This window comes from Streptomyces griseoaurantiacus (assembly GCF_036189845.1).
GTDB classification, from domain to species: Bacteria; Actinomycetota; Actinomycetes; order Streptomycetales; family Streptomycetaceae; genus Streptomyces; species Streptomyces griseoaurantiacus.
Genome location: NZ_CP108326.1, coordinates 4,053,154 through 4,068,470 on the forward strand (window position 1 = coordinate 4,053,154; position 15,317 = coordinate 4,068,470).

The 15,317-nt window shown below is 71.4% G+C and carries 11 protein-coding genes; 5 read left to right on the forward strand and 6 right to left on the reverse strand.

The features are described 5' to 3' along the window. The first annotated feature begins 191 nt into the window (after positions 1 to 191). From nth to OHB09_RS18120, 3 genes are all read left to right on the forward strand, one after another. Entirely contained in the window at positions 192 to 1,058 is an 867-nt protein-coding gene (nth, locus tag OHB09_RS18110) for an endonuclease III (RefSeq protein WP_006142017.1), read from the forward strand. A gap of 373 nt (positions 1,059 to 1,431) precedes the next feature. Continuing rightward, positions 1,432 to 2,097 (forward strand): NUDIX hydrolase, encoded by a 666-nt coding sequence (locus tag OHB09_RS18115; RefSeq protein WP_191852581.1) that lies wholly within the window; start codon positions 1,432 to 1,434, stop codon positions 2,095 to 2,097. 118 nt (positions 2,098 to 2,215) lie between these two features. Continuing rightward, positions 2,216 to 3,415 carry a MarP family serine protease gene (locus OHB09_RS18120; protein ID WP_006142022.1) on the forward strand — a complete coding sequence of 400 codons (1,200 nt, stop codon included), beginning with the start codon at positions 2,216 to 2,218 and terminating at the stop codon, positions 3,413 to 3,415. Between the two features lie 63 nt (positions 3,416 to 3,478). Here OHB09_RS18120 and OHB09_RS18125 read toward each other — a convergent pair whose 3' ends face one another. From OHB09_RS18125 to OHB09_RS18150, 6 genes are all read right to left on the reverse strand, one after another. Continuing rightward, entirely contained in the window at positions 3,479 to 3,658 is a 180-nt protein-coding gene (locus OHB09_RS18125; protein ID WP_006142024.1) for a hypothetical protein, read from the reverse strand. Positions 3,659 to 3,945: 287 nt separating this feature from the next. After that, entirely contained in the window at positions 3,946 to 4,896 is a 951-nt protein-coding gene (locus OHB09_RS18130) for an alpha/beta fold hydrolase (RefSeq protein WP_167794947.1), read from the reverse strand. After that, entirely contained in the window at positions 4,893 to 5,369 is a 477-nt protein-coding gene (locus OHB09_RS18135) for a phage holin family protein (protein WP_006142027.1), read from the reverse strand. Before OHB09_RS18135 ends, OHB09_RS18130 begins: the two co-directional genes overlap by 4 nt. Positions 5,370 to 5,490: 121 nt before the next feature. Next, entirely contained in the window at positions 5,491 to 6,927 is a 1,437-nt protein-coding gene (gene nhaA, locus OHB09_RS18140) for a Na+/H+ antiporter NhaA (protein ID WP_006142029.1), read from the reverse strand. 362 nt (positions 6,928 to 7,289) lie between these two features. Next, complete coding sequence (acs, locus tag OHB09_RS18145) at positions 7,290 to 9,251, reverse strand: acetate--CoA ligase (protein ID WP_167794949.1); 1,962 nt, start codon at positions 9,249 to 9,251, stop codon at positions 7,290 to 7,292. A 265-nt stretch (positions 9,252 to 9,516) separates the two neighbouring features. Next, the gene (locus tag OHB09_RS18150) at positions 9,517 to 12,168 is read right to left on the reverse strand and encodes a SulP family inorganic anion transporter (protein WP_328922254.1); all 2,652 of its coding nucleotides are present in this window, start codon (positions 12,166 to 12,168) and stop codon (positions 9,517 to 9,519) included. 301 nt (positions 12,169 to 12,469) lie between these two features. Here OHB09_RS18150 and OHB09_RS18155 point away from each other — a divergent pair, with 301 nt between their 5' ends. After that, a complete protein-coding gene (locus OHB09_RS18155; RefSeq protein WP_191852528.1) occupies positions 12,470 to 13,816 on the forward strand; it encodes a polysaccharide deacetylase family protein in 1,347 nt (448 codons plus the stop codon). 229 nt (positions 13,817 to 14,045) lie between these two features. Beyond that, complete coding sequence (locus OHB09_RS18160; RefSeq protein WP_006142036.1) at positions 14,046 to 14,867, forward strand: Fic family protein; 822 nt, start codon at positions 14,046 to 14,048, stop codon at positions 14,865 to 14,867. Positions 14,868 to 15,317 lie beyond the last annotated feature (450 nt).

Genomic DNA, 15,317 nt, shown 5'->3' on the forward strand with positions numbered 1-15,317 from the left:
GCACACCTGTGCCGGGCAGGGGGGCAGGGTCCGTTTAGGGGGCTTCCCACGCGGGAGGCGGCGCGGATGTCGGTGCCGGGTCGTAGGCTGGCCGGGTGTCCAAATCGCCGGTGAGAGCACAGGCCAAGGGGGCTGGGCGGGTGGTTGAACGTCAGGATTCCGCTGACGGCGAACAGAGCGGAGGCGGTTCCGTGAAACCGGCGAAACGGGCGCGTTCCGCCGCGCCCCGCCGGGCGGCCGGTGGTGCGCGCGCAACCGCCGGTGAGCCGCGCGCGGCGGCCGCCGAGTCGCGCACCGCCCTGGTCCGCCGCGCCCGCCGCATCAACCGCGAGCTCGCCGAGGTGTACCCGTACGCGCACCCCGAGCTGGACTTCGAGAACCCCTTCCAGCTCCTCGTCGCCACGGTCCTGTCCGCGCAGACCACCGACCTGCGCGTCAACCAGACGACACCGGCGCTGTTCGCCAGATACCCCGCTCCGGAGGACCTGGCGGCGGCCGATCCGGAGGAGGTCGAGGAGATCCTGCGGCCCTGCGGCTTCTTCCGGGCCAAGACCAGGTCGGTCATGGGGTTGTCCAAGGCCCTCGTGGAGCGCTTCGACGGCGAGGTGCCGGGCCGTCTGGAGGACCTGGTCACGCTGCCCGGCGTCGGCCGGAAGACCGCCTTCGTCGTGCTGGGCAACGCCTTCGGGCGACCGGGCATCACCGTGGACACGCACTTCCAGCGGCTGGTGCGGCGCTGGCGGTGGACGGAGGAGACCGAGCCGGAGAAGATCGAGGCGGCCGTCGGCGCGCTCTTCCCCAAGAGCGACTGGACGATGCTCTCGCACCACGTGATCTTCCACGGCCGCCGCATGTGCCACGCACGCAAACCGGCCTGCGGCGCCTGCCCGATCGCCCCGCTCTGCCCAGCCTACGGCGAGGGGGAGACGGACCCCGAGAAGGCGAAGAAGCTCCTCAAGTACGAGAAGGGCGGCTTCCCCGGCCAGCGCCTCAAGCCCCCGCAGTCGTACCTGGACGCGGGCGGCGTCCCGGCCCCTCCCCTGGGGGCCACCCGGTGAACACGGTCCCGGACGGACACCCGTACGAGGGACATCCGGGGCGCGTGAGGCGACACGAGGAACGTTCCGAGCGCTCGCGCGCGTTGGGACCGGCAGGACGGGGGTGGCGGTGACACACATCAGCGACACGAACACGGAACGCGCGGACGCGCGGGCCGAGAAAGCGCGGGCCGGGGACGCGCGGTCGGGAGAGGCGCGGGACGGGGACACGGGGCCCGCGGTGACGGACGCCGGACTCGCGCTGCCGGGTGCCGGGCCGGCGCTGCCGGGCGCGAGTGCTGCCGCGGGCACGGCTACCGGCACAGGCACGGGCGCCGGTACTGCCACCGGCAGTGGCGCCGGTACTGCCGCCGGTGGCGGGCGGCCCGGCGTCGTGGCGCGTCTCGTCAAGGAGGGCCTGCCCGAGTGGCTGGCGCCCGTCGCGCGGGCCGCCGAGACCATACGGCCCTCGCAGCTCAGCCGGTTCCTGCCGCCGGGGGACGGCGGCGGGCGGCAGTCCGCCGTGCTGATCCTCTTCGGCGAGGGTGAGCGCGGCCCGGAGCTGCTGCTCATGGAGCGCGCCGGCTCCCTGCGCTCGCACGCCGGCCAGCCCGCCTTCCCCGGCGGCGCCCTCGACCCGGAGGACGGCGACCCCGCCGCCGACGGCCTCCTGCGCGCGGCCCTGCGCGAGGCCGAGGAGGAGACCGGTCTCGACCCCCGGGGCGTCCAGCTCTTCGGCGTGCTGCCGCCGCTCTACATCCCGGTCAGCGGCTTCGTCGTCACCTCCGTCCTCGGCTGGTGGCGGGAGCCCAGCCCGGTCGGTGTGGTCGACCCGAAGGAGACCGCCCGGGTCTTCACCGTGCCCGTGGCGGATCTCACGGATCCCGCGAACCGGGTCACCGCCGTGCATCCCAGAGGTCACGCGGGTCCGGCGTTTCTGGTCGAATCCGCCCTCGTGTGGGGGTTCACGGCGGGCGTGATCGACCGTCTGCTGCACTTCGCGGGCTGGGAACGGCCCTGGGACCGCGACAAGCGGGTCCCGCTCGACTGGCGCGCATGACAGGGTGGCACCCGTGCTGTGTTTCGACGGGGGACGCCGTGTCCTCCGCCGCCTCGTGTTCCGGAACACCGGCCGGACTTCGTGGTGAGAGGAACGTGACGAGGCGAGGCGTGGAGCGGTGAACGTGCTGGACATCCTGTTGCTGGTCGCCGCGGTGTGGTTCGCGGTCGTGGGCTACCGGCAGGGTTTCGTCGTCGGCATCCTGTCGGTGACCGGCTTCCTCGGCGGCGGCCTCGTCGCGGTCTACGCGCTCCCCGTCCTCTGGGACGAGCTGACCGACGGCGCCGAGGTCAACACGACGGCCGCCGTGATCGCCGTCGGAGTGGTGATCGTCTGCGCCTCGGTCGGGCAGGCCCTGACCACCCACCTCGGCAACAAGCTCCGCCGCTACATCACCTGGTCCCCGGCGCGTGCGCTGGACGCGACGGGCGGCGCCCTCGTCAACGTCGTGGCGATGCTGCTGGTCGCCTGGCTGATCGGTTCGGCGCTCGCGGGGACCACGCTGCCGACGCTCGGCCGGGAGGTCCGCGGCTCCAAGGTGCTGCACGGCGTCTCGCAGGCCCTGCCCTCCCAGGCGGACTCCTGGTTCGCGGACTTCTCCTCCGTCCTCGCGCAGAACGGCTTCCCGCAGGTCTTCAGCCCGTTCGCCAACGAGCCGATCACCGAGGTAGAGCCGCCCGACCCGGCCCTGGCCCGCAGTGCCGTCGCCACCCGCGCGAAGCGCTCCATCGTCAAGGTGATGGGCACGGCCCGCAGTTGCGGCAAGGTCCTGGAGGGCTCCGGCTTCGTCTTCGCCGACCGCCGCGTCATGACCAACGCGCACGTGGTCGGCGGGGTCGACGAGCCGACCGTGCAGATCGGCGGCGAGGGCCGCAAGTACGACGCGACGGTCGTCCTCTACGACTGGCGGCGCGACATCGCCGTGCTCGACGTGCCCGACCTGCCCGCGCCCGCGCTGCGGTTCGCCTCCCCCGGGGCCTCCAGCGGCAAGGGCGCGATCGTCGCCGGCTTCCCGGAGAACGGCTCGTACAACGTGCAGCCCGCGCGCGTCCGCGGCCGGATCACCGCGAGCGGTCCGGACATCTACCACCGCGGCACCGTGCGCCGTGACGTGTACTCGCTGTTCGCGACCGTGCGCCAGGGCAATTCCGGCGGCCCGCTGCTGACCCCTCAGGGGCGCGTCTACGGCGTGGTGTTCGCCAAGTCGCTGGACGACGCCGAGACCGGGTACGCCCTCACCGCCGAGGAGATCAAGCAGGACATCGACCAGGGCCGCAGGGCGAACCAGCAGGTGGACAGCGACAACTGCGCGCTGTGACGGCCGGCCCCGGCCGTGGCGACCGGGGTGGCCGTGTGGGGATGCGCGGGAAGACCGGGTCGGTCAGCCGCGTGCGTGCCGCAGGCGGGCGGAGACCCAGCGGGCGCGGCGGCGGAGGATGTGCGGGATACCCACGCGGGGATCGGCGCCCGCCAACTGCGGGGCACCCCTCTCATGAGGGCCCGGACCAGCGGCCGAGCGGCGGTTGCGTGCTACGTCGTTGTAGTCGTGCGTCCAGCCCATACCCCGACCGTGCCCCCACCCCAAGGTCGATAACCGCCCCGCGGGCCCCCAAATTGGCCTATGCGCCAGGCACATGGCTGGGGGAGGAACAGGCGTTCGCCGTTCGGGTACCAGGCGTGGCGCATTGGTTACGCAGGGGATCCGTGCGGGCCCTTTCGACGTCCCGCGTCGGGCGATACCCGGCCTCCCGGCCTCCCGGCCTCCCCGCCTCCCGGATGCCGGGCAGCCCGGACGTCGGCTCACCGGCTGCCCTGCTTTCCGGATGTTCGTCTCGCCGGATGTTCGTCTCACCGGTCCGGTTCGGGGTCCCGCAGCCAGTTGATCAGCTCGGTGGAGAACGCGCCGGGGTCCTCCTCGTGCGGGAAGTGCCCCAGACCGTCGAAGAGGCGCCAGCGGTACGGGGCCTCGACGTACTCCCCGGAGCCCGCCGCGCTGCGCGTGCGCAGAACGGGATCGAGGGAGCCGTGCAGATGCAGCGTCGGCACCCGCACCGGCCGCTTCATGCGCCGGTTGAACTGGAAGCCGTCCGGCCGGGCCAGCGAGCGCACCAGCCAGCGGTACGGCTCCACCGCGCAGTGCGCCGTGGACGGGATGCACATGGCCTTCCGGTAGGCCTCGAGCGCCTCCTCGTCCGGCAACCGCGGCCCCGACCACTCGCGGATCAGCCGCCCGACCAGCGCGCCCTCGTCGGCGGTCAGCCGGCGCTCGGGAACGAAGGGCCGCTGGAAGCCCCAGATGTGGGCGCTCGCCGCCGACTGCCTGGGGTCCCGCAGCATCGCGGCCCGCCAGCGCCGGGGGTGCGGCATCGAGGTCACCGCGAGCCGGCGCACCAGCTTGGGCCGCATCGTCGCCGCCGTCCACGCCAGATAGCCGCCCAGGTCGTGGCCGACCAGCGCGGCGTCCGGCTCGCCGAGGGAGCGGATCACCCCGGTGACGTCCAGGGCGAGGTTGGCCGGGTCGTAGCCGCGCGGTGTGCGGTCGCTGCCGCCGACCCCGCGCAGGTCCATCGCCACCGCCCGGAAACCGGCGTCGGCGAGGGCCACCAGTTGGTGCCGCCAAGTCCACCAGAACTGCGGGAATCCGTGCAGCAGCAGCACCAGCGGCCCCTCGCCCAGCTCCGCGATGTGGAAGCGGGCGCCGTTGGCAGCGACGTCCCGGTGGATCACCTCTTCGCCGCCGGGGACGTCGAGGCGTACGACCGAGGCGGGCTGGGCCCAGGGTGTGGCGGGGTCCGTCATGAGGACGAGCGTGCCACAACCTCGACGTGAGTGTCCGGCAGGTCCGGACGGGGGTGCGGCTTGGCGTTCTGCAGCACCCCGGCGGTCTCCTTCATGGAGGCGGCGACCTTCTGCGGCCCCTTGCCCTTCTTGGCCTTCTTCGCGAACGCCATGCCGATGAGGCCGAGCAGGCCGGCGACGACCACGTTGGCGGCGAAGGACAGCAGGAAGCAGACCGCGAGGTTCCAGTGGCTCCAGGTGCGGATGCCGTAGGCGAGTGCGAAGTTGAGCATCGGCAGGGAGAACAGCAGCACGGCGCCGGCTCCGGAGAACGCGCCGCCGGAGACCGCGCCGCGCTTCACGTCCTGCTTGAGCTGGGCCTTGGCCAGCGCGATTTCGTCGTGCACCAGTGCGGACATCTCCGCCGTGGCCGAGGCGAACAGCTTGCCGATGCTGGGCTCCGCGCCGACCGGGCTGCCGTCGGGTGCGCTCATCGAGGTCTCCCTGTGTTCGTGAGGGTCGTCTTGAGTTGTCGTACGTGGGTGCCTGCGAGGGGCGTCCGCGTCGTGATCCGTTGTCCGTGCTCCGTCGAGGACGTTTTGTGCACAGGTCAGATCATGCCGGACCGTGGTCCCCCTCGCCTGCCCCGCCCATCACTTCGGCAAGCCTTCGGTGTTCGGCGGCCCTGGCCTCGTAGATCTCGGCCATGCGCAGGTGGTACGCCGGGTCGTGCTCCTCGTAGACGTCGGGGATGCCGTCGAGGTCCTCGTCGCGCTCCTCCTCCGCCGACAGGGCCCGGTACTTGGCGTTGCGGATCTTCAGCAGTACGGCCGCCAGGACGGCGGCGATCAGCGAGCCGCACAGCACGGACGCCTTCACCTCGTCGGTCAGCACCGGAGCGTCGGTGAAGGCGAGTTCGCCGATGAGGAGGGAGACGGTGAAGCCGATGCCGGCCAGCGTGGCGAGCGCGAAGACGTCCGACCAGGTCAGGTCCTCGCTGAGCGAGGCCCGGGTGAAACGGACCGTCAGCCAGGTGCCGCCGAAGACGCCGAGCGCTTTGCCCAGGACGAGACCGAGGACCACACCGAGCGTCTCCGGCTTCCCGAAGACGTCCCCGAGCGCGCCCCCGGACAGGGAGACACCTGCGCTGAACAGGGCGAACAGCGGCACGGCGAGACCGGCGGACAGGGGGTGCACCAGATGTTCGACGCGCTCGCCGGGGGATTGCTCCTCACCCTCGTGGCGGTGGCACCGCAGCATCAGGCCCATCGCGACACCGGCGATCGTGGCGTGCACGCCGCTGTTGTACATAAGCGCCCAGATCACGACGGCGAGCGGCACGTACACGTACCAGCCCCGCACCCCCTTGCGCAGCAGCAGCCAGAAGAGGACCAGACCGGCGACGGCCCCGCCGAGCGCGGCGAAGTTCAGGCCGGAGGTGAAGAAGACCGCGATGATCAGGATGGCGAACAGGTCGTCGACGACGGCGAGCGTGAGCAGGAAGGCGCGCAGCGCGGAGGGCAGCGAGGTGCCGATGACCGCGAGCACGGCGAGCGCGAACGCGATGTCGGTGGCGGTGGGCACCGCCCAGCCGGACAGCGAGCCGCCGCCGGCGAGAGCGGTGGCGGTGTAGACGAGCGCGGGGGCGGCCATCCCGCACAGCGCGGCCACGACGGGCAGAACGGCCGCGCGCGGATCCTTCAGGTCCCCGGCGACCAGTTCGCGTTTCAGCTCGATACCGGCGACGAAGAAGAAGACGGCCAGCAGACCGTCGGCGGCCCAGTGCGCCACGGAGAGGTTCAGGCCTAGCGCGGAGGGGCCGAAGTGGAAGTGGCTGACGCTCTCGTAGCTGTGGCCGAGCGCGGGCAGGTTCGCCCAGATCAGTGCCGCGACCGCGGCGACGAGGAGGATGACTCCGCCGACGGTCTCGGTGCGCAGGGCGTTGGTGAGGAATGTCCGCTCGGGCAGGGAGAGACGGCCGAGGAACCGGTGGTTGCCGGCGTGGGGCTGGTCGGCACGGCCGGGTGTACGGGGCTTGCGGGGCGGGGCCACGAGGGGGTCCTCCGGGTGATGTGGGCAGCACGCATTACGTGCCGACCAGACTTCCCGGCGCGCCCGAAAAAACCGTTTCTGTGGGAGAGGGTGTCGCGGCAAGCCTACCCAAGACCGACCCCGTAGGCACGATGCGGCTCCCGGGGGTCGATGTGGCCGGCCTCCCGAGTGGTGTTCCGCCCTTGGTATTCCGTCGCGGTGTTCCCGTGGGGGACGCCCTCTCGCCGGGGCACTGGGGCGCCTCGGCACACCGAGGCGCCCCAGTGCCCCGGCGTCCCGGTGTCCTCCGGTGCTCTCTCAGAGGCTACCGAGGACACCGGGGCCAGGTTCATTCAGCCCGGTTCAGTCTCCGGCGGTCCTTCTCAGTCCTCCGACGGTGCCGCCGGCAGCTTCTCCTGGATGAGGTCCATCACCGTGCTGTCAGTGAGCGTGGTGACGTCTCCGAGCTGACGGTTCTCCGCCACGTCCCGCAGCAGCCGCCGCATGATCTTTCCCGACCGGGTCTTCGGCAGTTCCGCCACCGGCAGGATCCGCTTGGGCTTCGCGATCGGACCGAGCGTCGCGCCCACGTGGTTGCGCAGCTCGCCGACCAGGTCCGCCGTCTCCGCCGCCGTGCCCCGCAGGATGACGAAGGCGACGATCGCCTGACCGGTCGTCTCGTCGGCCGCGCCGACCACGGCCGCCTCGGCGACCGAGGGGTGCGAGACCAGGGCGGACTCCACTTCGGTGGTGGAGATGTTGTGCCCGGACACCAGCATCACGTCGTCGACGCGACCGAGCAGCCAGATGTCCCCGTCGTCGTCCTTCTTGGCGCCGTCGCCGGCGAAGTACTTGCCCTCGAAGCGGGACCAGTAGGTGTCGAGGAACCGCTGGTCGTCGCCCCAGATGGTGCGCAGCATGGACGGCCACGGCTCGGTCAGCACCAGGTAACCGCCACCGCCGTCGGGCACCTCGGTCGCCTCGTCGTCGACGACCGTCGCGGCGATGCCCGGCAGCGGGCGTTGCGCCGACCCCGGCTTGGCCTCGGTGACGCCCGGCAGCGGGGAGATCATGATGCCGCCGGTCTCCGTCTGCCACCAGGTGTCCACGACAGGTGTGCGGTCGCCGCCGATGTGCTTGCGGTACCAGATCCACGCCTCGGGGTTGATCGGCTCGCCGACCGAGCCCAGCACGCGCAGCGAGGACAGGTCGAACTTCGCGGGGATGTCGTCGCCCCACTTCATGAACGTGCGGATCGCGGTCGGCGCGGTGTAGAGGATCGACACCTTGTACTTCTGGACGATCTCCCAGAAGCGGCCCTGGTGGGGGGTGTCGGGCGTGCCCTCGTACATGACCTGCGTCGCGCCGTTGGCCAGCGGGCCGTAGACGATGTAGGAGTGGCCGGTGACCCAGCCCACGTCGGCCGTGCACCAGTACACGTCCGTCTCCGGCTTGAGGTCGAAGACCGACCAGTGGGTGTAGGCCACCTGGGTGAGGTAACCGCCGGAGGTGTGCAGGATGCCCTTCGGGCGGCCCGTCGTGCCGGACGTGTACAGGATGAACAGCGGGTGCTCGGCCTCGAACGCCTCGGCGGTGTGCTCGGCCGGCTGCTTCTGCGTGAGCTCGTGCCACCACACGTCACGGCCTTCGGTCCAGGCGACCTCCTGGCCCGTGCGCCGTACGACGACGACGTGCTCCACGGTGGTGCCCTCGCGGCTCACCGCGTCGTCGACCGCCGGCTTGAGCGCGGAGGGCTTGCCGCGCCGGTAGCCGCCGTCGGCGGTGATGACGACGCGGGCGTCGGCGTCCTCGATGCGGGTGGCCAGGGCGTCCGCCGAGAAGCCGCCGAAGACGACCGAGTGAGCGGCGCCGATGCGGGCGCAGGCCAGCATGGCGATCGCCGTCTCAGGGATCATCGGCATGTAGACGGCGACCCGGTCGCCCTTGCGCACTCCGAGTTCCAGCAGGGCGTTGGCCGCCCTGGACACCTCGTCCTTGAGTTCGGCATAGGTGATCGACCGGCTGTCGCCGGGCTCGCCCTCGAAGTGGATGGCGACCCGGTCCCCGTTGCCCGCCTCGACGTGCCGGTCCACGCAGTTGTACGCCACGTTGAGCCGGCCGTCCTGGAACCACTTGGCGAACGGCGGGTTCGACCAGTCCAGAGTCTCGGTCGGCTCGGTGGCCCAGGTCAGCCGACGGGCCTGCTCTGCCCAGAAGCCGAGCCGGTCAGCCTTGGCCTGCTCGTAAGCCTCCGCCGTCACGTTGGCCTGCGCGGCGAGTTCGGCGGGAGGCGCGAAACGACGCTCCTCCTTCAGCAGGTTGGAGAGGGAAGGATTCTCGCTCACTTTCCCATCTCCCCCTTCAGAAGGTTGGCCAGGCTTTCGTTGCTCACGACATCTCCCTTTCCCAGGGTGTCCGTTGTGTCCCAGGCCACAGCTCATCAGACCGGCACCCCCGATGACAAGGGTCGTCGGACAAATGGTTTAGACCTCTTGTGGTGTGAGGGGTGTGGCCCCGGCGTGGCTCCCGGGCGCGGGGCCACACGTTCTCACGGACGGCGGACGTGATCGGTTCACCACGCGTGGCGGGCCGCGTGCGGCCCGCCGGCTCTCAGGCGGGCGTGCCCCGGGTGGGACGCAGGGCCTCCACCCGCGTGAACACGCCCTCCCGCGTCCCGTCCCCCGGTGTCCCGTCGAGCAGGTAGGCCTGTGCCCTGCCCACGTGGAAGTACATGCCCTGCAGATCCAGCGAGCCCTCCCGCAGGGCGCGGGCCACGCTCTCGTGTGCCGCGAGGTGCTCCAGCTGCTGCACCACGTTGGTCAGGCAGAGCCGCTCGGCGAGGTCGGCGGGCTCCCCGTCGGCGAACCGTGCTGCGGGCCTGCCGTCGGCGGTCATACGGTGCACGCTCGGCCGCCCGTGCCGCAGCCAGCGCCCCAGCGGCGTCCGGGGTGTTTCGGATCTTCCGGCCCCGCCCAGTCCGTCGGACCTGTGACGCCTGGCTGGTCCGTCGGGCCCGCTCGGCCCGCTCGGCTCACGCGGCTCGCTCGGTCCGCGCGGTCCGCCGGGATCAGCCGATCCGTCCGGCTCGCCCCGTCCGTTCCGTCCGTCCGGTGCGGTGGCGTCACTCGGTCCGTGGGGCCTTTCCGGTCCGCCGGGAGCGGTGGGCGTCTTGGCCGTCGCCAGGAGTGCCTGCATCGCGCCGCAGCCCGAGTGTCCGCAGACGGTGATGGACCGGACCCGTAGTACCTCGATCGCGTACTCGATGGCTGCCGCCACCGAGTCGTCACCGCTCTCCTCGCCGGGCAGCGGCACCAGATTGCCCACGTTGCGCACGACGAACAGGTCGCCGGGACCGCTGGCGGTGATCATGGAGGTGACGACTCTGGAGTCGGCGCAGGTGAGGAAGAGCTGCGAGGGGTTCTGTCCCTCACGGGCGAGCCGTGCCAGCTCTTCGCGCACCAGAGGAGCGGTGCGGTGCTGGAAGGCGCTGATGCCCCGGGCGAGTTGGTGCTGTCCGCTGGTGGACCGGCGCCCGCTCTCGGGCGCTTGGCTCTCGACGGCCCAGCGGCCGTGGGCTGAGCGCCGTTCACCGGTGGGTGCCTCGTCTCCGTCCGGCACATGGGTGGATCCTGCGGTGGACTCCGGGGCGCACTGGTGGTTGCGCCAGGGTGTCCATGGCCCGCAGTGGCACACCGGTGCCCCGGTGACCGGCTCGGCGAAGCGCGGCCCCGTCCGCCCCGTCAGCTCCACCGAACCGCCTCGGGCGAGGTGTTGTCTGCGCCAGTCCTGCAGGGCCTCGTACGCCGCGTGGTCCATGAAGGAGCCGTCGAGTTCCACGACCGTGTCGGCCCCCGGTGGTACGAGGTGCAGGGTGCGGCTGAGCCGCGGCACGGCGAGGAACGTCAACTGTCCCCGGACGCGGAGGTGATGGGCGCCGCCGCGTTCCTCGTGGGTGATGCGGGTGCGGGCCAGTCGGTGCAGGGCGACGGCGACGGCGGCGGCGATGCCGAGAGCGACGCCCTGAAGGACGCCGAGGAGGACGACGCCGGCGATGGTGACCGCGTAGACGAGCATCTCGCGGTGGCGGGTGACGGTGCGGATGTGGTGGGGCGAGACCATCTGGATGCCGACCGCCATGACCAGCGAGGCGAGCGCGGCCAGCGGGATGAGCTCCAGTGCGGGGGCCAGCAGCAGGGCGGCGACGACCATCCACACGCCGTGCAGCATCGTGGAGTTCCGGCTGACCGCGCCCGCGCGCACATTGGCCGTCGAGCGGACGGCGACTCCCGCGATCGGCAGCCCGCCGAGTGCGCCGGAGACGATGTTGCCGGCGCCCTGCCCGAGGAGCTCCCGGTCGAGGTCGGAGCGGTCCACGTGCGCGTGGGCGCCGGTGCGGGAGGCGGCCAGCTTGTCCACCGCGACCGCGCCCAGCAGCGACTGCACGCTGCACACGAGCGTGATGGTGAGGACGGCGGCGGCGAGGCCGAGCACCGGGCCGTCCGGGAATCCCGCGAGTGCGTGGTTGCGCCAGGAGGGCAGTTCGACCTTCGGCAGGGTGAGCGCGGTGAGCGAAGCGGTCGTGGTGGCCCCGGCCACGGCGACGAGGGGGGCGGGGACCGTTCGCAGCAGACGTCCCGTGCGACCCGGAATGCGTGGCCAGAGCAGCAGCAGTGCCAGGGTGAGGACGCTCATCGACAACGCGGCCGTGTCGAGGTTCGCGATCTGGCCGGGCAGTGCGCGCAGGTTGTCCGGGACGGAGCTCTGCGGGGTGCCGCCCAGCACGATGTGCACCTGGGCGACGGCGATGGTCACCCCGATGCCGGCGAGCATGCCGTGCACGATCGCGGGACTGACCGCGAGTGCGGTGCGGGCCACGCGCAGGCAGCCGAGAAGGAGTTGAGCACATCCGGCGAGGACGGTGATCGCACAGGTGACGCGCCATCCATAGCGCTGGATGAGGTCTGCGGTGACCACGGTGAGTCCGGCGGCCGGGCCGCTGACCTGGAGCGGCGAGCCGCCGAGCCGACCTGTGAGGAGGCCGCCGACGGCCGCGGCCACCAGACCGGCCTGCAGGGGCGCGCCGGTGGCCAGGGCGATGCCCAGGGACAGGGGAAGCGCGATCAGGAAGACCGCGATCGATGCCGACAGGTCGACGCCCGCGATGCGGAACGGGCGGCGCGGCGCGGGCGGAGGGCTGTGCGGTGGATGGGTGCGCCTGGTGTGGCTCGGGTCGGTGGCGCGGGTGGGCAGGCAGGCTGACATGGGTCCCGTCTCCTCCGTGATACGGCGTACAGCGGGGAATTGCCAAGACTCGGCAAATCGACAGTAATGCGAAGTAAAAAAAGCGTAGCTCGAATCCGAGCAAGTGGCGCAATAAGTCACTCTTGCGGGTTAACCAGTAATTTCATCGGCTTGTCATACAAATTCCTTCGAAGTCGCGTGCGACCTTGACCGGGCTGTTCGCGTGCGCGGTTCTCGCCCGTACGGCCGTCCCGCCGTACGGGCGGGCACCGCGGCACGCCCGACCGGCCTTGCCCCGAACGAAGGAAGAAGGTGGGCGGAGATGGCCGCCACCCAGAAGATCGCCGCAGGCGTCGCACTCGCCGCGGCCTGTGCCACCGCGGTCGCCGGCTGCGCGAGCGACACCTCGCACGCTCCGCCCGGGGAACACACCTCCGGTGCCACGAAGAGCCCCGGTGCGACGGGCGGCAGGAAGGGCGCCGGTGCGCCGGCCGCCCCCGGCAGCGTGCTCCGTCCGCTCGGCGACGGATCCACCGCCTACACGGGTGCACAACCGCACCTGCCGGCGCCCCAGCGGCTGAAGCCCGGACAGCGGCCCCCGCAGTTCGTGGTCTTCTCCTGGGACGGCGCGGGCGAGGACAGTCAGAAGCTGTTCTCGCACTTCCGCGAGGTCGCCCAGGACAACAACGCGACGATGACGTTCTTCCTCAGCGGGGTGTACATGCTCCCCGAGGAGAAGCGCGATCTGTACCGGCCGCCGCAGCACGCGCCCGGCCGCTCGGACATCGGCTTCAACGACGAGCAGGGCATCCGGGACACCGCCACCCAGGTGCGGCTGGCGTGGCTGGAGGGCAACGAGATCGGGACCCACTTCAACGGTCACTTCTGCGGACCGGACGGCGGAGCCGGCAAGTGGTCGGTCGACGAGTGGAAGTCCGAGATCGCCCAGGCCAAGTCGTTCGTGAAGTCCTGGAAGACCAACGCCCCCGCCCTGAAGGACCTCCCCCCGCTGCCCTTCGACTACGACAAGGAGCTCATCGGCGCCCGCACCCCCTGCCTGGAGGGCCAGAAGAACTTCACGAAGGCGGCGCGCGACCTGGGTTTCCGGTACGACAGCTCGGGTGTCGACGAGCAGGTGTGGCCCGCCAAGAAGGAAGGGCTGTGGGACCTGTCGATGCAGCTCGTGCCCTTCCCCGGGCACTCGTACCAGCAGCTCACCATGGACTACAACTTCATGGTCAACCAGTCGGGCACCCGCACCCAGGGCGACCCCGACAAGCGCGCGCTGTGGGGCGACCAGATGCGCGACGGGCTCCTGAAGGGCTTCGACCGCGCCTATCACGGCAACCGCGCGCCCCTGATCATCGGCAACCACTTCGAGTCCTGGAACGGGGGCACCTACATGCGTGCCGTCGAGGAAGTCGTCGAAAACGTGTGCGGTAAGCCCGAGGTGCGGTGCGTCTCCTTCCATCAGCTGGCCGACTGGCTGGACGCACAGGATCCGCAGGTTCTCGCCAAGCTGCGTGGACTCAAGGTCGGCGAGGCCCCGGCGTCTGGCTGGGCCTCCTTCCTGTCGGACCGGCCGGCCCCTGCCCCGAAGGGGGTTCCGGGAGCGCCTGCGGAGAAGGCGGACGCGGTGGACAAGGACGGGCACGGGACCAAGGGGTAGCGGAGGCGCGAAGGACCGCAAGGACCGCGAAGGCCCGCGAGAGACCGCGGGAGATCGCGGGAGATGAGGACGGAAAGGACACGGAACAGGGGAGAGGAAGGGCGACGCGCCAGGAGAAGTGGGGCGGGGCGGGCGCGGGAGCGCGGGGATGCCCGGGCACCCAGGCGCCCGGACGTGAAGAAGGCCACTCCCGCACGTCCGGGCGCTTCGGGTGCGTAGGGTCGTACTCATGAGTACGACAGGTGCGACCGCCGATCCTCTCGCCGCCCTCGCGACGTTGCCCGGCGTGCCCGAGGCCGTGGAGTCCGTGCGCAAGGCAGTGGACCGGGTCTACGGACACCGGATCATGCGGCGCCGCAGCAACGAGATCACCTCCGAGGCCGCGCTGCGCGGCGCCCGTGGCTCGGCGGCACTGTCCGGCGCCGACTGGGCGCTTGAGGAGGTGCGCAGGCGCAGCGACTTCGGCGAGGGCGACGCCCGTACGGTCGGTGCGGCGCTGCGGGTGACCGCGGAGGGCGGGCAACTGCTGTCCATCTGGCGGCAGTCGCCCCTGCGGGTGCTGGCACGACTGCACCTGGTGGCCGCCGCGAGCAAGGAGGACGAGGTCGGACGTCCCCGCCGGGACGGCGAGCCGGTCCACGAACCGCTCGTGGAGCTGCCGCTTCCCGGTGCCGCCGAGGTTGCGGGCCGTCTGGACGGTCTCTCGGAGCTGGTCGTCGCGGGCGGTTCCGCGCCCGCCCTGGTGACCGCGGCCGTGGTGCACGGCGAACTGGTGGCCCTACGGCCGTTCGGCTCGTACAACGGTGTCGTCGCGCGCGCGGCGGAGCGCATCGTCCTGGTCGGCAGCGGCCTGGACCCCAAGGCGGTGTGCCCCTCGGAGGCGGGCCACGGCGAGCTGGGGCGGGCGGCATACGTGGCCGCCCTTGAGGGATACGTCAGCGGCACCCCGGAGGGCATGGCCGCCTGGATCACCCATTGCGGCCGGGCCGTCGAACTGGGCGCCCGGGAGTCGACGGCGGTGTGCGAGGCACTCCAGCGCGGGGCGGCCTGAGGGCCAGGCCGTTCGGCGGCTCGTGCAAGCAGCCCATGCAGCCCATGCAGTCGGGCGGCCCGCTAGGCGATCAGGCGTGGGCACAAAAGTGCGGCGGTACGAGATTCGTACCGCCGCTGGCATGGGTGCCGGGTTACCAAGCGTCCTCGATATGTTGCCCATCAGGTCGGGTACTTCGCCCGTCACCTGGTGCGGCTGGCCCGTAATCGACGGGTCGACGTCGCGTGGGTGCCCGGTGTCCATGCGCGGTCCGTGGGACCAACTGCGTTACGAAAGGGGATCCTCGCGGATTTCCTTCGGTCTCGCGGTCCGTTGACTCCTTTGTACTCCTGGACCAGGAAGAGGGGAAGTGGAAGCCGCGCTTCTTTACTTTTGCCTTCAAACAGTCGTGAAACGGGCGTGCGGTCGTGAGGATCGGCGGCTCGGGAAGCTACCGGCGTCGATCATGGA